Source organism: Legionella dresdenensis (genome assembly GCF_042649825.1).
Classification (GTDB): Bacteria; Pseudomonadota; Gammaproteobacteria; order Legionellales; family Legionellaceae; genus Legionella_C; species Legionella_C dresdenensis.
The window spans coordinates 452,517-475,805 of the sequence record NZ_JBHSAB010000001.1 but is presented as its reverse complement, the minus strand read 5'-3'; the positions used below and the strand labels follow the sequence as shown (position 1 = coordinate 475,805).

The following is a 23,289-nucleotide window of genomic DNA, read 5'->3' as shown; positions in this document are numbered from 1 at the left end:
AAAGTAATGGCGCATCAGCCGGTATTGCTCAGACAGGCAATCGAGGGTCTGGCGATTAAACCAGACGGTATATATATAGACGGCACTTTTGGCCGTGGCGGACATAGCCGAGCCATTTTGGAAGGCCTGGCGCCCAATGGCAGGTTATTGGCAATCGATAAAGATCCCGAGGCGATTGCGCATGCTGAAAAATGCTTTGGCGATGATCCGCGCTTTCAGATTTTTCATGGATCGTTTGCCCAGATTGGTGAATTTGCCAGAGAAGCTGGGGTATTGGGAAAAGTAGATGGAATTTTGCTGGATCTGGGCGTTTCATCTCCCCAGTTGGATGATCCGGCGAGAGGGTTCAGCTTTATGCAGTCCGGGCCGCTTGATATGCGGATGAACCTTGAACAGGAGCTGGACGCCGCTGGTTATATTAACAGCGCAAAAGCGGAAGATATGGCAAAAATTTTTCGCGAATACGGTGAAGAACGGTTTGCTGGCCGAATTGCGCGGGCGATTGTGGAGGCCAGGCAAAAATCGCCTGTCACAACTACAGACGTCCTGGCTGAAATTGTGAAACAGGCAAATCCCAAATGGGAAAAACACAAGCATCCGGCAACTCGTGTTTTTCAGGCGATTCGGATATTTATTAATCAGGAATTGGCCGACCTGGAGTCTTTTTTAAATCAGGTTTTTGCAGTTCTGGCAGTAGGCGGGCGAGTGGCGGTTATCAGTTTCCATTCCCTTGAAGACCGAATTGTAAAACAGTTTATGAAACGTCAGGAGGAGGGCGACCGGCCACCGCCAGGTGTACCGATAAGGGCTTCGGAGATAAAAGTCAATTTCAGGCGGATTGGCAAAGCGATTAAACCGGAACAAGAAGAAATAGATACCAACGTGAGAGCACGTAGCGCAGTACTGAGAATAGGGGAGAAGACAGCATGAATGCCGCAGCCAGGGCGATTAATCAAAGCAATTTATTTAATGGACAATTAAGTGCTATGAGACTATCTGGACAAGTGTGCCTGTTATTAACTCTGTTGCTTGCAGTCTTGGTCAGTGCAATAGTGGTTGTGTATACGACCAATGAGCAACGTTCGAGCTTTAGTCAATTGCAGCAATTGGAACAACAAATGAATCAATTGCAATTACAATGGGGACAATTGTTACTTGAGCAGGCAAGCCTTGCTACTCCGGCACGTGTTGAAGCAATGGCAGTCAAAGAATTGCGAATGCACTTGCCTGCTGATAAAGAAACGTTTGTATTGCAATCGAAATGAATAAAAAGGGGCATAAAGCGCGATTAATTACTATCGCGACCTTTTTTGTTGTGTTGTTAAGTATTTTGTGTTGGCGCATGCTCGATCTGACCGTCTTGCATCGGCAATTTTTAAAAGGGCAGGGGGATGCCCGCAGCCTGCGGGTGATCGATATCCCTGCTTACCGCGGCATGATTACTGACCGCAACGGTACCCCTCTGGCAGTCAGTACGCCAGTGAAATCAGTATGGGTTAATCCTCATGAGTTTTCTCCAACAAAAGAACAACTTGGTCAATTAGCCCGCTTGCTTAATATTCAGCAGGCAAAATTAAAAGCCCAAGTGACACATGCCAGCAAACGCGAATTTTTATATCTGAAAAGACAGTTACCGCCTGCTATTGCCAGAAAAATTGAGCAGTTAAAGATCCCGGGCGTCAATTTTCAACAAGAGTTCAAACGCTATTATCCGGAGGCTGACAGCACAGCGCAATTAATCGGGTTTACCAATATTGATGATACCGGTATCGAAGGGCTGGAGCTTGCCTATCAGGATTGGTTAATGGGAGTGCCAGGCAAGAAACGGGTTTTAAAAGATCGGACTGGCCGGGTTATTGAAGAACTTGGCGTATTAAAAGAGCCCCGACCGGGCCACGATCTGGTTTTGAGCATCGATAGACGTATTCAGTATCTGGCCTATAATGAACTTACCAATACTCTGGAGAAATTCTCGGCCAAATCCGGCTCGGTTGTTGTTGTTGATACTCAAACCGGCGAGATTCTGGCTGCAGCAAACGCGCCATCCTTTAATCCCAATGCCCGTGAACGCTATACGCGCGACAGTTACCGCAATAAGGCGATTACCGATACTTTTGAGCCGGGTTCGGTTATTAAGCCATTTAGTATTGCCAGTGCGCTGGGCAGCGGCTTGATCACGCCGCAAACCATTATTGATACCAGGCCCAGCTGGATGACTGTTCATGGCCACACGATCCGCGATGTTCATAACTATGGCGTACTCGACGTAACCGGCGTATTGCAGCATTCTTCGAACGTTGGCGTGACCAAAATGATTTTGTTAAGTCCGCCGGAGCAATTGCTTGGACTGTTGCAACGCAGCGGGTTTGGCCAGCGTACTGAAAGCGGTTATCCTGGTGAAAGCGATGGCGGCATAGTAAAAGCAAAAGATGCCAATCCATTCGTATTGGCTACGGTCAGCTTTGGCTATGGTATGTCTGTGACTGTATTGCAACTGGCGAAAGCCTATATGATTTTTGCCAATCATGGCAAGGTTACTCCGGTGACTCTGTTACATGGTGAAACAAATGTGGTTAGAGAGCAGGTTATGGATGAAAAAACTGCTGCTCAGGTTTTAGCGATGATGGAAGCTGTGCTGGGTAACGAAGGTACTGGAAAGCAAGCGCGTGTTCCGGGCTATCGGGTAGCGGGTAAAACCGGTACAGCCCGTATTGCTGGCAAAAAAGGCTATGAGGCCAATCGACATATTTCAAGCTTTGCCGGTATTGCTCCGGTATCAAATCCAAGGCTTGCGGTTGTAGTAGTTATCCATGAACCGACACGAAGCGGTTACTATGGCGGCGCAGTTGCCGGCCCGCTCTTTGCTAAAGTCATGGCGGGCGCGTTACGAACCCTGGATGTTCCCCCCGATAACACAACAGGTAAATAATTATGAAACTGACAGAACTGCTGCACCCTTGGCTCAAGCATGCAATCACTGATTGCGACATTGTTGGATTGCATAATGATAGCCGTAAGGTAAAGCCGGGTTATTTATTTATCGCCTATCCTGGCGCTGCAACCGATGGCCGGCTTTTTGTTAATCAGGCAATTTCAGCTGGAGCTGCAGCGATAGTTTATGAGCCGGAAAACTGGCCTGTCGGGGTACTGTTACCCACTACTGTGACCATGGTTCCTGTTCCCAATCTGGCTAACTTACTGGCGCTGATCGCCAGCCGTTTTTACCAGGAGCCATCACGTGCGCTGACAGTAACCGGCGTTACCGGTACCAATGGCAAAACCACAATTGCCTATCAGCTGGCGCAGGCTCATGAGCTGTTGGGTCATGATTCCGCTTATATCGGCACTCTGGGGCAGGGGCAGGTCAGCGCTATTCAGCCACTGAATAACACAACCCCGGATGCGCTTTGTTTGCAAGGGTTATTCCACGATTATCTGAAAAGCGGCATTGAACAGGCATGTATGGAAGTGTCTTCTCATGCGCTGGCGCTGCATCGAGTTGATGAAATTGCTTTCAGACAGGCGATTTTTACTAACCTGACCCATGATCACCTCGATTTTCATCAGACTATGGAAGCTTATGCGGCGGCCAAGGCAAAACTGTTCGCAGTCGGCTCACTGCAACAAGCCATTATTAATAATGATGACGCTTATGCCGGTTTAATGAAGGCTGCTGCACATAAAAATTGTGAAGTAGTGACTTACGGTATTAAAAATCCTGCGGATGTCAGAGCGGTTAGCTGGGATATTAATTTAGCCGGAACACGCATTGAAGTCGAATCGCCCTGGGGCAGACATGAAATGGTTATTCAGGCGCTCGGATTTTTTAATATCTATAACGCCTTGGCCATTTTTACCAGTCTGATGCTCAACGGTTATTCCGCAGAACATGTTCTGGCGGTAATGCAAAAACTGAAACCTGCGCCTGGCCGAATGGAAGTAGTCAGCCAGAAACCGTATGCAATCGTTGATTATGCCCATACGCCTGATGCGCTGGAGAATGTTCTGGCAACGCTTGCCAAAGTAAAGAAAGATAAAATCATCGTTGTCTTCGGCTGCGGCGGCGACAGAGATAAAACCAAACGGCCGCTCATGGGCAAAATTGCCTGCGATTACGCCGATATCGCTATTATTACCAGCGACAACCCCAGAACAGAGGATCCCGAGCAGATTTTGCACGATATCGAACAGGGTATTCAGGCTAAAAAAACCGGTATCTACAAAATCATCGACCGCCGTCAGGCAATAGAAAAAGCAATCAACCTGGCAACAGCCGATGATATTATTTTAGTCGCCGGAAAAGGCCATGAATCCTACCAGCAAATAGGCCAGACCCGCTTTGATTTTTCTGATCAGCAGGAAATCAAAAAATTAAAAGCGTAACTAACATTTTAATACTGAATCGGTGTAGATTGTAACAGTGAAACCCGTTAACTTCTGGTATTGATGAAGGTATAACGCCGTTTGTGATTGCGCTTGAAAAAGCCCGTTTCGATGTCATGAAGAGTTTATTGCGGCAACACTGTATACCGAGAAAGCTGGCAACTGGTCGTTTGCAAAATGTCGATCCTTTGTTGTTTGTACTGGACAAAATTATTGAATATCCAAAAGTTAGAGAATATATCGAGATATTTTGTGGGATTTTCTCATCCCGTTATAGGCCTTCAATGTATGGACAACAGCCGCTAGAAAAACTTGACGAGCATAATCCCTTGTTTTTTAATGCAAATTTCAACCCGGCACACACGGAATTAATGATAAGGCTGGCCGTCAGGCATAAAGCAACTACCATACCGTATGAGACACGCAACCATATGTTTGTTCAAGCAGCTGAACGGCAAAATGAGGGGCTTATCAAGTTTTATCTACAGTACGATAACAAATTTTCGCTAACTGAGGCAATATCCCTGGCTGAAATTCAAAGAAAGCAACAGGCGGTTGATTATTTAATTGATAACTTTTTACAAAATAATTATATCGCATCAGTAATAGGGCGTGCCCTATATAAATCTTTAACCGAATTAATAAAGCGCATTATTAGTAAAAAAACATTTCATATAGTTTGGGACCAGGTTCGGCACATGTTAGTACATGAATTGGTTGCAGATGATAAGCTTGATTTGTTAAAGTCTTTGCTAGAGACTTATTCAGGAATGATTTCGATTGTTGAGAAAGGTAGACACGGATGGACTCCAGTCGAAATCGCTATAGATAGAGGGAATATTCCCATGGTGGAATATTTACTAAGTCTTGAACCGTTGCAGCTATTACCCGGAGAACACAGTGCATTGGCTTTTGCTGTCAAGCGCCTAAGATGTTCTGTTGCCAGTTACCTCGTAGATAACTACACAACCTATACCAGGCGTTCAATTCTATGCGATTATGATTCTCTTTTAGATCTTGTTTTTTCTGCTTTGAGTCAAAATCCAACACTGGCGCTTGAACCAGAGTCTGTTGCTGAAATTGAAGAGTTGTGCTGGAAATTAGTCAGTTTGGGATTTAATAGTAATTTGGGATTTAAGCGGCATGAGTCCATGTTAAACAGGCATTTTCGAATTGTTTTGGCAACTTATAAAAAAACCTATGAGGATTATAGTAAACTCAATTCAGCGGTGTTTAAACTTCTGGAATTATTGGCAATGTTTGGAGGTGCCATTGGCTTTAATCTGACTGAAGAGCAAGCTAAAATAATGGAGACATTTGCCGAAGCAATGAAACCGATTTTAGCATTTAATAGCAAATTTCCAGATAATATACCGTCCATCCTCCGTAAAAAACTAATTTTAGATGAACATGATTTTGCCAGGCTTTCCACACTTGATAAGAATAGTAATTTACAGGAGGAACTTAGGCATTTACTTAATATCAACGAACAATTTGTACTCAATAATTTTAAATTTATTAAAATTCCTTTTCCTCCTTTGACATGGAATGGAGGGTTATCAGCAATTTTTCACCAAATAGAGAGCTTATTGGATAAATTTGATGGCTTTGAAGTGCAACTGTCCGAGCGGTTAAAAGCGGCTAATTATACTGATCACGATCAAGTATTTACCACTTTGTTTAATGAGGTTAATCAAATCGCTCATAATTTAAAAGAGCAGCGGAAAAAATGTTTAGAAGCTGGTGATAAGCTTAACAATCCGACCAAAACTGCTCATACGCTTGCTCAGGAAATACAGTATCTCAAGTCGGTTAAAGATTTAATAAATAAACTGGAATTTGAAGCGAATTACATTTTAGCCGTCATCACAATTTTTAGTTCGGATGAAACTGCTGATTTGCAAGCCAAACAAGAGGCATTGTCCTTCATTAAGCACTATCAGGCAATTCCCATATACAAAGCCATGCGCATGCATTTATTAAGCTTAAAAACCGGGGATGTTTCGGGCGATTATATTAGGAAATGTCAATGCCTGTTCAATTCAATGCATTTCCGCCTGTACCAGGAAGTACCTTCTCTACAATTTTTAAGCGCTCAATTTGTGCTTCGCAATATTTATGAATCTGATGCTTATTTTTTCAGTAAAATTCGAGAAGCAAAAGATACAGAACAAATGAATCTGGCAATAGCAGGTAAAAATGATTTTGACTATAAGTTAAGCAGTTACTTGTCGATAACCTTGCTTGGTGCACCCAAAGGGCTAAAAAGAGCGATTGAACAGGAAGGCGCTAAGGAGAAAGGCAAAGAATGCGAAGAGGTAGAGCATCGGAGTAAGCAACCCAGGCTTTCAGGCCCAGGGTCTAATTAAAATGAACAACAATTGTACATAAGAGAACTTTAACTCAAACTGGACTTAGCCTTGATGCAGCGCAGCGTAATTAAGGAATGTTGGACTGTAAAGCTCAACACTCAATTCCTACAGACTCATATCAACACTATCCCATGTACTATTCACATCCATAATCCATTCAAGAGCTTTCCGCCTTTCTAACACAGAAAAATAAAGCTGCTCATCTACCAGCGCAGTATTATCAAACTCATTTTGTAACCACCAATGCAGCCTGTAATACAAATCACGCATTGAATATAATTCAATAGTAGACCTTAATCGCATCATTTTAATGTATTTATCGCCATTCTCATTAAGTTGCAAGTTAGGACTTAATTGAGCTAACTCGCTTCCTATAGGCTCATTGAACGATAAATCATTAGTCAAATTGGTTGCCCAGGCAATTGCCCATAATGCATCTAATGAAAAATATAGATAAAAATTTTCATCATCGGTTAAGTTGAAGGAAGGATTGTCAAAAATTGACGCTTCTTGGGAACTTAACGCATGTGAAAGATTGTTTCTGCTTAACCATTCAGCAATATACTGTTTCGGCGCTCCAATGTGTAGCTGATACATGGCGTTTATAATTAATGCTCGTTCTATTATATCTTGTAATGGTCGCGGCTCACTCCATTCAATAATTGGTAGCCAGTCTAATACTTTACCGCCAGCATTAATGACAAAAGCTTCGGAGTTGGCTTTAACCTTTTGTAAATCCATACTATTTTTTTCAGACATTTTAAAACGCTAATAAGAAATTTTAGGGAATATTATAACAAAGGAGAGAAAAATTTATAATTACTCTATAAAAAAATACTTTGTACAAGGCAATATGTGGTGGTTTCGACCCAGCCTACAAATATTGTTCTGCACGAAAAAAATATTATTTTTCATAGCAGTTGTTATATGTATTGTTAGATAGAAATTTATAATGGCTGACATTTCAATTGACTTGAAAAAAATGCGTTAATATAATTCAAAAAAATTCAATAACTTGAATGGAAATTTAGTTAATAAAATCAATAAGATTGATTAATCCTCGCAATTAATTTGGATAATAAAAGGAATATCAGAAATGTATGGTAATAGTAACCAGAATGAAAAATCCGTCGGAGATATACCAAAGGAGGTATTTCCAATAAATGAAGCAGATAGAGTCCGATTTGCTATGGCTATGATTAGCTATTTGCTGTCTAGGGCAGATGAGTGTCCCACACCAAAAAATGGTGGTATTTTTATATCTGGACCGGTTGATAACTGCAGGTATTTATGGACAGCAAGTATGGTCTTTGGAAAATATAGTAATCAAATGAAGTTTTCATCAGATGCCATATTTTGTAGAACTAGCGGTTTTTATGCGTCGAAAGAATTGGGCGGTTTTTGGTCAACATTTTCAAAAGATTCACTCTATGAAACAGTTTTTAAATTGCACTTAAGACCAGATATGCTGGTAATTTCTCCTTGCCCTCAAGCTTTTACGGATATGCCTAATGTTGAAAAACTTACATTTCCGGAACAAGTGAAGCTCAGAGAAGAAGAGGTTAAAAGGAAGAAACTGATTAAAGAACGAGAAGCTGAAAGGCAAGAGAAGCTTAGAGCGGAGGAAGAAGCTAGAAAGCTGGAAGAGGCTAGAAAGCAAGAAGAGGCTAGAAAGCAGGAAGAGGCCAGAAAGTTGGAAGAGGTCAGAAAATTGGAAGAGGCCAGAAAGTTGGAAGAGGCAAGAAAGTTGGAAGAGGCAAGAAAGCTGGAAGAGGCAATAAAGCTGGAGGAGTTAAGAAAGCTGAAGGAGGCAAGAAAGCTGGAGGAGGCAAGAAAGCTAGAGGAGTCAAGAAAGTTGGAGGAGGCAAGAAAGCTGGAGGAAGACAAATTACCAGAAGAAGCCAGAATGCTGGTAGAAGCCAGAAAAAGGGAGGAAGCCAGAAAGTTGGAAGAGGCCAGAAAGTTGGAAGAAGCCAGAAAGTTGGAAGAAGCCAGAAAGCTGGAAGAAGCCAGAAAGCTGGAAGAAGCCAGAAAGCTGGAAGAAGCCAGAAAGCTGGAAGAAGCCAGAAAGTCGTTAGAAGCTAGAAAGCAGGGGGAAGCTAACTGGCTGGAAGAATCCAGATTGTTAGAGGAGGCTCGCTCGCAAATCTGGGGCAGTCATGACAGTGTTGAAAAATTTGAAGCCGTCAGATTAAAAGTAAAAGCCAGATTACAAGAAGAAGCTGATTTTAGAGAAGAGATTAAAAAAGAAATAAAAGCCAAAAAACGAGAAGAGACAAGAAAACTTGAAGAGCTAAAAGAATTAGAAAAACTAGAAAAGATTAAGTTAAGTGAAGAAACTAAGAGAAAAACAGAAAGCGAAGTGCGTACACGGGAAGAAAATTGGAGGCTGGATGCAGCTATAGTTCAAAGAAGGGATGCAATGTATCGGGCAAAGCCTTTAATAGAAAAAGCAGAAAAAGAACTGCAGCGCCCATTGAATACAAATGAGCTATTAAGGATTATAGTTGAGAAAGAAATATTAAACGAAAAAGAGAATAAAAAGCGCATAAAAATAGAGGAAGCTAAGCGCATTCAATCGGTCTTATCCCAAAAAAAGGAGGAAAAATTAGCTTATTATAAATCGAAACTTTCTCACATTGATTCTCTTGCTAAACAACTTATGAATAAAGAATGTACGGAAAGTATCTGTGAGTTTATCGGTTGTGAACGGGAAGACTATGATATTAACGTACTTTTATCACCATACAATGAGTATACCCTGGTTATGTTAGCTATAGCTTATAGAAATTATGAAGTAGCTGAATATCTTGCAAAGATGCCGAAATTTGATCCATTTGTAACAAACTCTTTTGGGCAAAAAGCAAGTGATCTGGCACCCGTTGGCTCATCAATCCATGATTTATTGTTAAAGCTAGAGAAAAAAGCGTTATTAAATAAGTTACCAGTACAAGAACGAACAAATACCCTGTTTTTAGAATATGTAAGTGGGTATGACGTTCGAATGCAAAAGGTGAAAGAGTTTTTGATGGAGGGTGCTGATATAAATTTTCAAAATAAAGATGGATATACTGCATTAATGATTGCAGTTGATGCTGAAAATGAGCGATTAGTTGAATATCTGCTAAAGCAAGGCGCAAATCCTCTTATAACTAATAAGCATGGTGAAAAAGCAAGTGATCTTGCATTAAGCCAGTCCCATGGATATGTATTATTAAAAAGTTATGAATTTTTAATTGCAGCTTCCCAAGGCAATATTAAGGCTATGCGAAATTCTTTGGCAAGGGGTGCTTCTATAGATTTTTCTGGCGGTGATGGATACACAGCTCTACTTATTGCTGCAGAAAATAACAATCTTGAAGCCATTCAATTTTTGATTAGTGAAGGTGCAGATACTTCTGTATGTCTTGAAAATGGACAAAATATGTTTGATTTAATAACAGATCCCGATATATTTTCAACCTTTGTTGAAGAAGGAATTTTGGAAGTAAACAATACTGAGGTACCCAAAGTGATTACCTATGAGCAAAATCAAAATGTTTTTTTTGAAAGTAGTATGCCCGGTTTTAACTAGGTTTAAAAGTTGTGCTAAAAGTAATTAAGTCGTATTTATACTATTTAAGAATTTTTTATCGCAGGGCTAATAACAGGGAAATTTAGAAAATTATGGTTAACAATAACAGCAAAGAAATAAATTACTTTATCCAGCATGTCAAAAGTAATCCAGCATCTCTAAATGAAATAAAATCTTTAGCAGAATCAGGTATCGATATAAATTTACAACAGTTCGATGATGGTAATACAGCTTTAATACTGTCTGCCATAAATTCAAATCTGGAGCTTGCGGAATATCTGTTAACAATAGGGGCGAATCCGCTATTAACCAATCATGATGGTAAAGTTGCTTGTGATTATGCACTAAACAACAAAGAACTTTATCAATTAATCATTAATTATGAGCTGCTTTTTTCAGCAAAAACAAATGATCTTCCTTCGCTAGAAAAGGCACTGGGAAAGGGTGCTGAAATTAATTTTCAAGATAATCAGGGTTATTCAGCATTAATGTATGCGGCGAGTGGAAGTCATTTAAATATTGTGGAGTTTTTAATAGAGGAAAATGCTGATCTAACTCTTGAAAATAACGATGGAGTGGAGGCTTTACATTTAGCGAGAGGTCATTTGATTTATCAAACAATATTCGCAGAAGAAAAACTAACGGACGAAGATAAGAGGCTGCTTTTAGGAGATGATGATGAATATGAAAACGCATATCAGCAACTAATTAAATTTCGAAAGTCGCATCCTTTTTCACTTGAACAGTTAGATTTTTCTCCCTATGTTCATAAAGATAAACCAAAAATTGCTGAAGAGGATATAACTGAACTCGAGTATCACTTTGGCCATCCTATACCAAAATACCTAAAAGATATTTGGATTAACTATAATGGTTGTCGTCCAAAATGGAGTTATTTTTTTGATGAAAATAATAATGTTTTAACATTAAGTCATTTTTATTTTGTTGGTATTGTTAAGAATGGTGATCGTAATATATGGGACACAATTAATAATTTTGCAGATGAGTTGGCGGCCGAGACTTTACCATTTGCCGAGGATGATCACGGTTCTATCTATTATTTAAAGTGGCATAATAATCGGCCAGAAGTATGGCTCTTTGAGTACGGCGAAATGGTGTTGGATGATTGTGACGATGATGAGGATATTACACCTATCCGCCATAGTTATATTAAGTCTGACTTCAATCTTCTTTTGGAGTCTTTATACGATGTTAAATAGTTTAAACAGTAAAAAAATGTTGCAACCAACGGCTTATAGCTGTTATTTTGAGATACAGTTAAAAAAGAAACAATTTGGCTTATCCAGGGAAAAGCACTATGAAATCTGTAATCAATTATTATTACAACACCTTGAGCAACTAACATTAGAAAAAACGCAATTGTGTTCTGATATTACCAATGAAGAGCTTATCTCAAGTATTAAAGAGAATCCCCAAAAATGTCATGAAAAATTTCGTTGGGAGCATTGCTCATCAAGTACTGCAGGTGACCAGCGGTTGGGGGTAATGCGCTTGGTACCCGAGGTACAACATAATTCTAAAAGTATGTTTTGGCGAGTAATTCATCCTGACTATAGGGCTCGAGGTGGGTATCATGAATGGGCAATACCTAATGGCGCCCCGGCTAATAAACAACGAAATTCTAGCACTAATATTGAACTAAAAAAGATACCTGAATTAAAAGCAGAAGAACTGCATGCCTACTTTTCCTATACTGTACACAATAATTTATTTAAACATTTTCAAACCTTACTTGCTCACGCAAAAAATATTTGTACAGAAAAGCAATTACATGCGTTGTTAACGCAACCGCATTCTACTTCAAATAATAAAACACTGTTGCACATGGCGGCTGCTAATGGCTATTTACAACTAATCGATACGCTTGTTAGTGAGGTAGGACATAACCACGAATTCCTTAATTCTCAAGATTCTCAAGGTAATACAGCTTTTCATATCGCAGCTCAAAATGGTCGTAGCGTTGCATTGAAGCATTTTTTAAAAGTATTGAAAGTTGATCCAACTATCAAAAACAAAAAACAGCAGACGGCATACGATATAACAAAATTATATAACTACCCCTCTTGTTTTCCAATTTGTGCCCCAAATGCAATTAAATTTAGCAGTAATTCTGAAGCAAAGAAACCGGAAAGTGCAAGTGAAAACAAGCAGGATTCCATTCATCCTGAGTACAAAAAGCAAAATAACCTAAAAGATCCGTATTTTGTTTATGGAAATAATAAAACTACCCAATCTTCCACATCAAAAAACGCAACTACACAAATCAATAAAAATATGTCTGCAAAGAGTGCCCCGAAGGAAAAGCCAACTTTTAAAGATTTAATGAACAGCTATTCAAAAAAAGAGAGATCTGAAAATAACAGCCTATCAGGGCATTCTCCAGTATTGGATGAATCCAAGCTATCAAATACCAATCGTCAACCCAAAAAAACGTTTTTAGGTATTATGCAACAATATACTAAAAAGGAGCTCGCGGTTAATAACGCAGGAAGAATAACACCTGTAGGTCATGCAGTTTCAAATGAGCACAAGCCATCAAATACAAATCCTCAACCTAGAAGAACATTTTTAGGTATTATGCAGCAATATACTAAAAAAGAGTTGGTATTAGAAAAAACTGAGGAAATAGCATCTGCCAGTCACGCAACGCCAGATGAACACAAAACATCAAATGCTAATCCTCAACCCAGAAGAACATTTTTGGGTATTATGCAGCAATATACTAAAAAGGAGCTGGTATTAGAAAAAACTGAGGAAATAGCATCTGCCAGTCACGCAAAGCCAGATGAACACAAAGCATCAAATAGCAATCCTCCACCCAGAAGAACATTTTTAAGTATCATGCAGCAATATACTAAAAAGGAGTTAACATTTGAAAATTTAGACGAAACAGCACCTGATTTTTTAAAAAATGTGCAAAAAAAATTAACATCAAACGCAAGCCACGATAACACTGATAAACCAAAAATTGTAAAAAAACCAGGTTTAAATAGAACTTACACTATTAAACCACAGCCAAAACAGCCTATAAACTCATTATCTTCAACAATAGGAATGAATTATAGGCCGTCATTAAATACAACAACCACTAAAGCAAATGAATCTAAAAAGAAAGCTCTGGCTGAACAACAAAATGCGGTAAAAAATCAAAAACAGCATTATATCAATCAAAGAAAGCCAGATTCATATAAACCCAGGACAGATAATTCAAATAGCAATCATTCAAAAGGTAAGACGCAATCGATTCCTGCTCAAAATAAAAGTATACAAAAACCATGCCCTGAGAATAACAAACCATTACCTACAATGAAACCTGTACCAAATTCCTCTTCTGGAATAAGAATACAGCCTGTATATAAGTCTATATCCAGCAGTTCTACATCATCGAATAAGCCTAGCGTACCCATTAAAGCACCAGTATATGTCATTAATCCAAATCATCGTTCAACACAACGGTTTTTTGCGCCAGTGACAATGCAAAATACTCAACCCAGGGTACCTCAGAGAGCGATAACTCAACCGGCAAAACCAATGACTTCAATTCGCTCCACTCCCGCAGTGCAAAAATTACAAAAACCTACTTTACAAAACCAAAAAACGCAGCAGGTTCAAAGAAATATGCAGCAGGCAGCGCAGCGGGGAATGCAACAGCAGAGCCAACTACGTCAACAACAGCAGCAAGAACAGCAAAGACGTCAACAGGAACAGCAGCGAAGGCAACAGCAAGAACAGCAACGCCGCCAACAGGAACTACAACGTAGACAACAGCAAGAACAGCAAAGACGTCAGCAGGAAGCACGGCAGAGGCAACAGCAGGAACAGCAACGTCGCCAAGAACAACAGCGCAGACAACAAGAGCAGCAACGTCGCCAACAAGAGCAGCAACGTCGCCAACAGGAGCAGCAACGTCGCCAGCAAGAACAACAACAGAGACAGCAGCTGCAAGAACAAAGACAGCGCCAACAGGAGCAGCAACGACGACAGCAGCAAGAGCAACAACGAAGGCAACAACAAGAGCAACAACGACGGCAGCAGGAGTCTCAGCGAGCAGCAGCAGCCGCCGCAGCGCAAAGAGCGGCTGCCGCACAAAGAGCTGCCGCAGCCGCTGCTGCACAAAGAGCTGCTGCTTCACGCCCTTATAGACGCTGAGTTGATTATAAGATTGAAATACTTGATAGACATATTTATTGGATCGGAACGACCTAACCTACACTGTGTTCCAGATGTGGTCCGCTTCTGGTGCATAGGCCCGGAAGTCATGGCGTGACGAATGGGCTTTTCGCAGTTTAAGGAACGCCTCTGTTTTGTCGCTGGCCAATTTTAACCCTACAGTATCGTCAACAGGATTAAACAGCGACAAAATATAATTTTGCCAGCTCTGTCCAGGCTGGATAATACGAGGTTCCTCAACAAGAGCGGGCGTGAATGTCGGCAGCGCCAGTTTACAGGCGTGATGCAGCTTTTCACTGACCATCCTGACCGCGCCAAGCTTGGCTTCAATACTATGCCCGGCAATATGAGGGGTGCAGAGGGTAGCATAGTCAACAAGTTTGGCGTCAATATCCGGCTCATCGGCGTAAACGTCAGTGCAATAGTAAAGCGGGGTACTTAACTTGAGCAGCGCGTCTTCAGAAACGATTTCACCGCGTGATGCATTAATAATTGCGGTATTGGGTTTTAGCTGTTGCAGAAATTGTTTGTCCAACAGATTACGGCTGGGGTAAGGTTCGTTATCATGCAGGCTCGCGTGGATGCAAATCAGGTTACATTCTGCCAGTTCGTGGATATGTGCGCTTTTATAAGCCGGATCCCGTTCTGCTCTTGGCGGATCAAAGCTTAGTATCGGATAACCCAACGCCTGTAGCCGTTGGGCTACAATTGAACCAACAGCCCCCATTCCGATTACGGCGGCTTTCCTGGTTTCCCTCTCCCCAGCCCTCTCCCGATACGGGAGAGGGGGTTTAAAGTCAGTGTAGGTTTGTAAATAAGCCAGGCAGGAAAGTACATAGTCGGCAACGGCAATGGCATTGCTGCCTTTGGCGTCGATTAGCTGGATATCCCGCCGATCAAGATAATGTTTGTCGATATGATCAGTACCGCTGCTGGCCGTGGCAACATAGCGTAAATGGTGCCCATCCAGAAGCGCTTCATCGACATGCAGAGTTGAACGGCAAAGTAAAATATCCTGTCCATGCAAATGTTTATGTAAATCACTTGCCTGCTCAAAAAGCGATAATTCAAAAGGATGCGGAAAAGCTTCGGCAAGGCCTGGTAATGTTGCATCAGCGATAATTTTCATATATTAAGTAAGCTGCTTATAGCCTGTAGTGAGCCTTTCATCAGTGGCGTTAAAATCCAGTTTAAAACACCGGTCAACATCATAGCCAATAAAATAAAAAATCCGAAAGGTTCAATTTTCTGGTAAACCATAGCATAACGCGCTGGCAGCAGGCTGGCAACTATGCGGCTTCCGTCAAGGGGGGGAATGGGTATCAGGTTAAGGTAGGCCAGTAACAGATTAATAAGAATGCCAGCACGGGCAGACAGCAGCATAAACAGGGCGGCTGCCGACTGGGCCGGGTTCAGAAAGGTCGCCAGTTTGAGCACAATCGCCCAGAAAATTGCCATCAGCAGATTTGACGCCGGGCCAGCAGCGGTGGCTAATGCCATATCTCGCCTGGGTTTACGGAAGTTATTGCTGTTAATTGGAACGGGTTTTGCCCAGCCGAATACAAAGCTGTAATTGCTTAATACCAATACCAGTATGGGAACGGCGATAGTTCCGACTGGATCAATATGCTTTATTGGATTAAATGTCAGGCGCCCCAGCATCTTGGCAGTTGTATCGCCTAATTTGTAAGCTACCCAGCCATGAGCGGCTTCGTGAACTGTAATTGCAAACAAGACGGGTATAATCCAGACAGCCGCTTGTTGGATAGATGTTAATTCAATCATGATTTTGATTTAAAAATTATGTTGGCGGATTGTAGCTGAAACAGGTTTGTTCATGAAGAGGAATGTTTTGTAAAAAAAATTAGTCAAGGCTGTTCATTCCGGTAAATTTCAAGTACCTTATCGCACATTCTGTTTTTTAATTAGTTTTGATCTTGTCTCGATATAATTCTCTTTTTGCGCTGGCTCTGCTCTCGTTGCTCTTATTTATGCCTGGCATTGCCAAGCTGCCTGTTATTGACCGTGATGAAGCGCATTTTGCCCAGGCTACCCGACAGATGTTGCAATCGGGAAATTATTTTCAGATTCGTTTTCAAGAGAAAACCCGGTTTCAAAAGCCGCCGGGAATAAACTGGTTGCAGGCTGGCAGCGTCAAATTATTCAGTGATGCTGATTCAACTGATATCTGGCCTTACCGGGTACCGTCAACGCTTGGCGCTTTGCTGGCTGTTATTTTTACCTGGTGGTTTAGTAAACGGTTTATTAGCAGTAAGGCTGCAATCACCGCTGCTGTAATGCTGGCTGCTTGTCTGCTGCTGGTTATTGAGGCTCATATGGCTGTTATTGATGCCTCTCTGCTGTTTTCTGTCCTGCTAATGCAGGGCAGTTTGTGGATAGTCTACCAGGCAAGTATGGAAGGGCGAAAAGCGCATTGGGGTTGGGCGTTCGCGTTTTGGTTGGCAATGAGTTACGGCTTTTTACTGAAAGGGGTAACGCCTTTGGTCGGGTTGTTGACTATCGCGGCCTTGTGCGGCAGCGAACGTTCTTTTAAATGGGTGTCTGGTCTGCGGCCCCTTGGAGGCGTTGCCCTGTTTGCTGGTATTAATATGCTTTGGCTCGCGCTGGTGAATCATGCTGAGCATAGCAATTATCTGCTGCAAATGATTAATAAGGATTTGCTGCCCAAATTACAAGGCGGTCATGAATCACATGGTAAACCGCCTTTATTCCACTTATTTATCCTGCCGCTTACATTTTGGCCAGCCTCACTGTTTCTATGGCCGGCAGCGGAGTATGCCTGGAAAAATCGTAATCTGGCCGTGGTCAGATTTTTGTTGGCCTGGTTAATTCCTACCTGGCTATTTTTTGAATGCATGCCTACTAAGTTACCGCAATATATCCTTCCTTTATTACCCGCACTGGCGATATTGTCTGCCCTGGCTGTTCAGGACGGGGCGAAGCCCGGGCGTTTCCTGCATTTTCTGCAGATTTTGTGGGGAATTTTAAGTATCGGGCTTGCGGCAGCCATTGTGACCTCCTTCTATCAGATGACAGGTACTCTTGATTGGGCAAGCCGGGGTTTGTTGGCAGCGGCCGTGATTCTGACTGTATTAACAGTCAAACAGGCATGGAAAGGCCAGTATAATCAGGCGTTCAAACTGTCAACAGCGCTTGGTATTATTGTTTTTGCGATAACATTTAACCAGTTATTGCCAGCAATGAAACCTGTCTGGTTAACCCGTAATGTTGCTGAATTGGTCAAAAACCATAACAATCAGTTGCTAACTGTTGTTGGTTTTGAAGAGCCGAGCCTGGTGTTCAATCTGAATACAGAGCAGGTGCGGTTTACTGATGCGGATAATGCTTATAAAGCCCTGTCGGGCGGGAATGCTTTAGGGTTGTTTGATGCAAACAGTTTTGAATCGGCCAGACAGCGTTATCCCTCGTTGAATGTGGTTGCAAAAACAAGGGGATTTAATTACAGCAAAGGGCGTTGGGTCGATTTATTGCTGGTTAATTCACAGGTATAAGGAGAAAAACAGAATGTCATCAGTTTTTAGTCGTTTCCTGGCTTTTATGACCAGGCCATTTATTGCGCTGAGCATAGTTACTTTTATAGTCGTTGCATTTTTGTATATTGACAGACCGCTTGCCATTGATCTGGCTGGAATTGATTTTCGTACTAACCTGACAGTTATGAACTGGTTTACCAAGTTAGGACTTGGTGTTATTTACCTTGCTTTATTTTTAGCGGCTGCATTGTTTTTCCGGTATGTTAAAAAAAATCCATTATGGGAAGCCAGAATGTGGTTTCTCTGGTTATGCGTTCTGATTCCTGGCGTAATTTGCGGGGTATTGAAGGTGTTATTGGGCAGAGCGCGTCCCGATATGTTATTCAAAAGCCAGGCTTATGGTTTTTATGGCCTGCAGACCAAAGCGCCCTTTTGGTCATTTCCGTCAGGACATACCACAACCATAATGGGGGTTGCGTTAGGTTTGTGTGTATTATTTCCTCGTTATTGCTATGCTTTTGCTATCGGCGGTTTCCTGGTGGCGGCATCACGGGTCTTGTTAACCCATCATTATCTGAGCGATGTGCTGGCAGCCAGTTACCTGACTTTACTGGAAATTGGTTTGTTGCTTTGGGTGCTGCAAAAGAAAAACTGGTTAAAACCAGCCTGGCAACGTGCAATCTAATTTTTATAGGCGATAGATGTGAGTAAATTAAACGAATTATCAGTAATTATCCCCGTATATAATGAAGTGGATAATGTTGAAAATCTGTATCTGGAAATTGTTGCAGCCCTGCCTGAAAACCAGTTCATTTTTGAGGTTATTTTTATCGATGACGGCAGTAAGGACGGTACCCGGGAAAAATTGCTTGCTCTTTCCGCCTGCCATTCCAATTTACGCGTGTTGTGTCATAAGCAGAATTACGGCCAGAGCGCAGGGTTAATCAGCGGCGCCAAAGCCGCGCGTTATCCGGTTCTGGTAACCCTGGATGGCGATGGCCAGAATGATCCGGCTGATATTTCCTTATTATTTAATCATTTCAGCAACGAAAAAGTGGTTGTGTTGGGTAACCGGACGAAGCGTGATGATAATTGGTTACGCAAATTCTCCTCGCGAACTGGCAATACAGTACGGCAACTGTTTTTAAAAGATGATTGCCCGGATACTGGATGCAGTTTGAAGCTATTTCCGAGAGACGCCTTTTTAAGTCTGCCGCATTTTAATCACCTGCACCGCTTTTTGCCGGCGCTTTTCAAGCGGGCCGGCTATCAACTGGTTAATGTACCGGTTAATCATCGGCCGCGTTGGTTTGGCCAGTCAAAATATGGTGTGATGAATAGATTGTTCGTTGGTATTCATGATTTAATAGGCGTGCGCTGGTTATTAAAAAGACGATGTGCTCCGGAGATTTTGGTTAATGAATAAAGAATATATATGGCTTGCAATAGGTCTGCTTGGTCAGGCAATTTTCTCTGCCCGTTTTTTGGTGCAATGGGTAATCAGTGAAAAAGAAAAACGTAGTGTTATTCCGGTTGTATTTTGGTACTTGAGCTTGCTTGGCGGTATTACGTTGGCTATGTATGCCATTTATAAACGCGATCCGGTATTTATCATTGGACAGGTAAGCGGCATTTTTATTTATTCACGGAATCTCTATCTGATAAACAGGGAAAGGGCGGCCCATATGAAAATCGCTCGCCAGGGTTAACAGAGCGATTAGAATTAGACTAAGCTAATACAGGACAGCTAACAGGGAGTTAATATGCTAACAGAAGAGCAGGCACTGGCTAATTTAAAAAGTAAATTAAGCAGTCTGAATGAAAAAGGGAATTTTGAACCAAACCATATTACCTACCAATTGCACCGAATTTTCTCCTGTTTTCTAGTGTCAACCGGCACTGAAGTAGCTAGCTTCGAAGCAATTTATCAGCCAGGGCTTGATATTTTGCAAGCCGATTCCAGCGCTTCTGCTCTTAAGCAAAACATTCCTTCGGTTGATATAGAGGGAATTTATAAACAATCTTACGATTGTTTAATTATCCATCAGAAAAACATGAAAGGTAAAGAGCCTTTATCTGACGATCCCTTTAAAAAATGTGAAACTCGAAAAGATGTTATTAATGTTTTAGCAGTCAAGAAAATGGAAACCAAAGATATTACCAAACAGGCGCTTTATGGCTGCATGATAGCGGTGTTAAATGCTCGGAGTAATTATCAAAAATCAGCTAAAAAAAACAGCCCCATACCAGCAGTAGAAACCGCGCTGAACACGCTTCCCTATTTAGGGAGTGCCGTTTGTCTGTCTGTGTGCGCCTCAGAATTGGCAATGCTTTATGCCATAATTTATACAACCTCAAAGGCTGGCGGATACCTGGAAACGAGCAGGACAGGTTTTGGCCGTGCACTTGGGAAAAAAATACAGGAACTCGATGGGGTTACTGCGGATATTGTTAACAGTCTGATAGCGATGACCATTAAATTTAACTTCAGTGGATTGCACCTCGTGGGCGACTATATTCAAAAAATGTATCATTTAGTCTTAAATGGGCAGGGCAACAGGAAAAATAATGCGAACAATGAACTGGCATCTTTTCTGTTGCTGGAATTAGATTCGGATTTCAAAACACCAGGTCTGCAAGCATGTATAGAGCCTTTTTTAAAATACAAAAAACAGCTTGCGGAGCAGTATTTTGGAGAATGGCGTGATGGCGCGTTGAAAGCAAAATCTGTTTGTAGTCTAGTTAATGCAATACATGAAATTGATGCTGGGGAATTGAGTGAAGCTGATAAAATAACGCAGGCACGTACCAAAGTCGCTGATTTAAGAAGAGATTCTTTTTTCTACAAAAATACTGCTGCAAAAGTAGTTCGGGAATCATTACAGGAATTTAATAAATTAAGTGGTGGTACCAAGGGCGAGATTCTTTTACAGCATTTGCCATTATTCTAGGTTCTTGCAGGCTTGCGGGGCTGTCTTTTTTACAAGATAATGAGCTTTTATCCGGAATTTTTATGAATATTGCTGTTTATGGAGCAGGATATGTCGGATTAGTATCAGCTGCTTGCCTGGCCAGCCTTGGGCATCAGGTCATTTGTTTTGATATTAATACGAACCTGATTGCCGGACTTCAAAATGGCATTTGCCCGATTCATGAGGATGGTTTACCGCAGTTGTTACGTGAGCAAATTGACGCTGGCCGCTTGCTGTTCAGCGGCAATCCTGAATGTGCTTTGGCTAACCGGAATATTCATATTATCGCAACTGGAACACCGCCATTAGCTGATGGCAGCGCTGATTTGTCTCAAGTTATGTCGGTTGCTGAATTTATTGCTGAAAATACCACAGGCTCCGCATGCGTTATTGTGAAATCTACAGTTCCGCCGGGTACTGGCTCACAGATCGAAGCGCTGATGAAGGCAAAAAATCCTGCGCTTGAAGTTGCCTCTAACCCCGAGTTTTTACGTGAAGGTACGGCTGTTAAAGATTTTTTACAGGCAGACCGGATTGTGATTGGCGGAAACCAGGCCGCATTGGCTTGTCTGGCTGACATGTATCAACCGCTGACCAGCCGGGGGATTCCACTGATTGCCATGAGCCAACGTTCGGCTGAGCTGACCAAATATGCGGCTAATGCCATGCTCGCGTGTAAAATCAGTTACATTAACCAGATTAGCCAGTTAGCAGAGCATTACGGCGCTGACATCGATGAAATCAGAGCAGGAATGGCGCTGGACTTTCGAATTGGTCCGCATTTTTTACAGGCCGGCATTGGTTATGGCGGCTCCTGCTTTCCTAAAGACATTAAAGCTATAACCCGCACAGCGGATAGCGCAGGGATTGATTCGACACTGTTTCAGGCGATAGATGCGGTTAATAATCGGCAGAAGCAATGGCTTTTTCACCAGATGACGCGTCATTTTAATCATCAGCTTGCGGGTCTGCGAGTGGGGGTATGGGGATTATCCTTTAAGCCTGGAACCGATGATTTGCGGGAAGCCAGCAGTCTGGTTGCGATTAATGCGTTATTAACCGCTGGCGCACAATTGTATGTTTATGATCCGGCGGCCATGGCCGCGATGAGAAAATTGTTCCCGGATAATAGCCATATTGTCTGGTGCGATAGTGCGGAAGAAGTACTGGAATGCAATCTGGACGCACTGATTATTGCGACTGAATGGCCGCAATTTCAGCAGTTTCCGTTACACGATATGCAGTATAAATTAAAAAATGCTCCGATATTTGACGGCAGAAATTGTTTTAATCTGGCAGATGTCAGGGCGGCAAAGCTTGCCTGCTATTACTCAGTAGGCCGGCCCGTAATCAAGAAGGAATCTGGCCATGCAAGTTAAGAAAGCGGTTTTTCCCGTCGCAGGACTTGGTACACGCTTTTTACCGGCAACCAAGGCGAATCCCAAAGAAATGTTGCCTATAGTTGATAAACCCCTGATTCAGTACGCTGTGGATGAAGCGGTACGAGCCGGCATCACGCACATGATTTTTATCACCAGCTCAAGCAAACGGGCGATTGAAGATCATTTTGATAATAATTTTGAGCTGGAATTCCGGTTGCGTGAGCAAGCCAAGCTGGAATTGCTGGATCTGGTCAGCAGCATTTCTCCGCCTGGCATCGAGTTTAGCTATGTCCGTCAAAACCAGCCGCTTGGCCTTGGACATGCCATATTGTGCGCCGAGCATGTAATTGGCAATGAGGCATTTGCCGTTTTGCTTGCCGATGACTTAATTGATGACAGCCGTATTCCCTGTCTTAGCGCTATGACCGAGCATTTCAGGCTCCACGGACAATCCCAGGTTGCCATCCAGTCTGTTCCCTGGCATCAGGTCAATAACTATGGGGTAGTCAGCCTGGATGATGCGGAGCAACGTTATTCGCAAATCCTTGCAATGGTTGAAAAACCTGATATGCGATCTGCGCCTTCCAACCTGGCAGCAGTGGGGCGATATATTTTTAATCCTTCGATTTTTGATGCGCTAAAACAGGTCGGACCTGATGAGCGGGGAGAAATACAGCTTACCGATGGCATTAAGCAATTGATTCCTCAAGAAACGATTATCGGCTACACGTTTAATGGGAAACGCTATGATTGTGGTTCCAAACTGGGTTATATGCAGGCGATGATTGAATTTGGTTTGCGTCATCCTGAAATCGGCGAGCAATTGGCAGAATATCTGGCCAACCGGGAAGAGTGACTGCCGGAGATTATGCGCTTACTGTCTGTTAACCCCTTGAATTG

Annotated in this window: 18 protein-coding genes; 15 read left to right on the top strand and 3 right to left on the bottom strand. The window is 42.1% G+C overall.

Annotated elements, in window-relative coordinates; genetic code table 11:
* Positions 1–6: 6 nt before the first annotated feature.
* The 5 genes from rsmH to ACFORL_RS02015 all read left to right on the top strand — a co-directional run bounded on the left by rsmH (position 7) and on the right by ACFORL_RS02015 (position 6,752).
* Positions 7–930, top strand: coding sequence for a 16S rRNA (cytosine(1402)-N(4))-methyltransferase RsmH (gene rsmH / locus ACFORL_RS02035; RefSeq protein ID WP_382340596.1), 924 nt, complete (start codon positions 7–9; stop codon positions 928–930).
* The gene (ftsL, locus tag ACFORL_RS02030; RefSeq protein ID WP_382340594.1) at positions 927–1,265 is read left to right on the top strand and encodes a cell division protein FtsL; all 339 of its coding nucleotides are present in this window, start codon (positions 927–929) and stop codon (positions 1,263–1,265) included. The genes rsmH and ftsL overlap by 4 nt, the downstream gene beginning before the upstream one ends.
* On the top strand, positions 1,262–2,929 hold the full coding sequence (locus tag ACFORL_RS02025; RefSeq protein ID WP_382340592.1) for a peptidoglycan D,D-transpeptidase FtsI family protein: 1,668 nt from the start codon (positions 1,262–1,264) through the stop codon (positions 2,927–2,929). Before ftsL ends, ACFORL_RS02025 begins: the two co-directional genes overlap by 4 nt.
* A gap of 2 nt (positions 2,930–2,931) precedes the next feature.
* The gene (locus ACFORL_RS02020; RefSeq protein ID WP_382340590.1) at positions 2,932–4,383 is read left to right on the top strand and encodes a UDP-N-acetylmuramoyl-L-alanyl-D-glutamate--2,6-diaminopimelate ligase; all 1,452 of its coding nucleotides are present in this window, start codon (positions 2,932–2,934) and stop codon (positions 4,381–4,383) included.
* An 83-nt stretch (positions 4,384–4,466) separates the two neighbouring features.
* A complete protein-coding gene (locus ACFORL_RS02015) occupies positions 4,467–6,752 on the top strand; it encodes a hypothetical protein (RefSeq protein WP_382340588.1) in 2,286 nt (761 codons plus the stop codon).
* Positions 6,753–6,860: 108 nt separating this feature from the next.
* On the opposite strand, the gene ACFORL_RS02010 is transcribed toward ACFORL_RS02015, so the two are convergent.
* Positions 6,861–7,514, bottom strand: coding sequence for a DUF4272 domain-containing protein (locus tag ACFORL_RS02010; RefSeq protein ID WP_382340586.1), 654 nt, complete (start codon positions 7,512–7,514; stop codon positions 6,861–6,863).
* A gap of 337 nt (positions 7,515–7,851) precedes the next feature.
* Here ACFORL_RS02010 and ACFORL_RS02005 point away from each other — a divergent pair, with 337 nt between their 5' ends.
* The 3 genes from ACFORL_RS02005 to ACFORL_RS01995 all read left to right on the top strand — a co-directional run bounded on the left by ACFORL_RS02005 (position 7,852) and on the right by ACFORL_RS01995 (position 14,499).
* A complete protein-coding gene (locus ACFORL_RS02005) occupies positions 7,852–10,329 on the top strand; it encodes an ankyrin repeat domain-containing protein (RefSeq protein WP_382340584.1) in 2,478 nt (825 codons plus the stop codon).
* A gap of 92 nt (positions 10,330–10,421) precedes the next feature.
* Positions 10,422–11,549, top strand: a complete 1,128-nt coding sequence (locus ACFORL_RS02000; RefSeq protein WP_382340582.1) for an ankyrin repeat domain-containing protein — start codon at positions 10,422–10,424, stop codon at positions 11,547–11,549.
* A complete protein-coding gene (locus ACFORL_RS01995) occupies positions 11,539–14,499 on the top strand; it encodes an ankyrin repeat domain-containing protein (RefSeq protein ID WP_382340581.1) in 2,961 nt (986 codons plus the stop codon). Before ACFORL_RS02000 ends, ACFORL_RS01995 begins: the two co-directional genes overlap by 11 nt.
* Before the next feature lie 58 nt (positions 14,500–14,557).
* Here the strand turns inward: ACFORL_RS01995 and ACFORL_RS01990 are convergent, their stop codons facing one another.
* Entirely contained in the window at positions 14,558–15,649 is a 1,092-nt protein-coding gene (locus ACFORL_RS01990) for a 4-phosphoerythronate dehydrogenase (protein WP_382340579.1), read from the bottom strand.
* Positions 15,646–16,305, bottom strand: coding sequence for a site-2 protease family protein (locus ACFORL_RS01985; RefSeq protein ID WP_382340578.1), 660 nt, complete (start codon positions 16,303–16,305; stop codon positions 15,646–15,648). The genes ACFORL_RS01990 and ACFORL_RS01985 overlap by 4 nt, the downstream gene beginning before the upstream one ends.
* A gap of 146 nt (positions 16,306–16,451) precedes the next feature.
* Between ACFORL_RS01985 and ACFORL_RS01980 the strand changes: the two genes are divergently transcribed.
* From ACFORL_RS01980 to galU, 7 genes are all read left to right on the top strand, one after another.
* Positions 16,452–18,053: an ArnT family glycosyltransferase gene (locus ACFORL_RS01980; RefSeq protein ID WP_382340576.1), complete on the top strand. Its 1,602-nt coding sequence runs from the start codon at positions 16,452–16,454 to the stop codon at positions 18,051–18,053.
* A 13-nt stretch (positions 18,054–18,066) separates the two neighbouring features.
* Positions 18,067–18,720, top strand: coding sequence for a phosphatase PAP2 family protein (locus ACFORL_RS01975; RefSeq protein WP_382340574.1), 654 nt, complete (start codon positions 18,067–18,069; stop codon positions 18,718–18,720).
* Positions 18,721–18,738: 18 nt separating this feature from the next.
* On the top strand, positions 18,739–19,461 hold the full coding sequence (locus ACFORL_RS01970; protein WP_382340572.1) for a glycosyltransferase family 2 protein: 723 nt from the start codon (positions 18,739–18,741) through the stop codon (positions 19,459–19,461).
* Positions 19,454–19,744 carry a lipid-A-disaccharide synthase N-terminal domain-containing protein gene (locus tag ACFORL_RS01965; protein ID WP_382340570.1) on the top strand — a complete coding sequence of 97 codons (291 nt, stop codon included), beginning with the start codon at positions 19,454–19,456 and terminating at the stop codon, positions 19,742–19,744. Before ACFORL_RS01970 ends, ACFORL_RS01965 begins: the two co-directional genes overlap by 8 nt.
* A gap of 54 nt (positions 19,745–19,798) precedes the next feature.
* Positions 19,799–20,986: a hypothetical protein gene (locus tag ACFORL_RS01960; RefSeq protein ID WP_382340568.1), complete on the top strand. Its 1,188-nt coding sequence runs from the start codon at positions 19,799–19,801 to the stop codon at positions 20,984–20,986.
* A gap of 62 nt (positions 20,987–21,048) precedes the next feature.
* Positions 21,049–22,386: a UDP-glucose dehydrogenase family protein gene (locus ACFORL_RS01955; RefSeq protein ID WP_382340566.1), complete on the top strand. Its 1,338-nt coding sequence runs from the start codon at positions 21,049–21,051 to the stop codon at positions 22,384–22,386.
* Positions 22,376–23,245 carry a UTP--glucose-1-phosphate uridylyltransferase GalU gene (gene galU / locus ACFORL_RS01950; protein WP_382340565.1) on the top strand — a complete coding sequence of 290 codons (870 nt, stop codon included), beginning with the start codon at positions 22,376–22,378 and terminating at the stop codon, positions 23,243–23,245. The genes ACFORL_RS01955 and galU overlap by 11 nt, the downstream gene beginning before the upstream one ends.
* Positions 23,246–23,289: the final 44 nt, after the last annotated feature.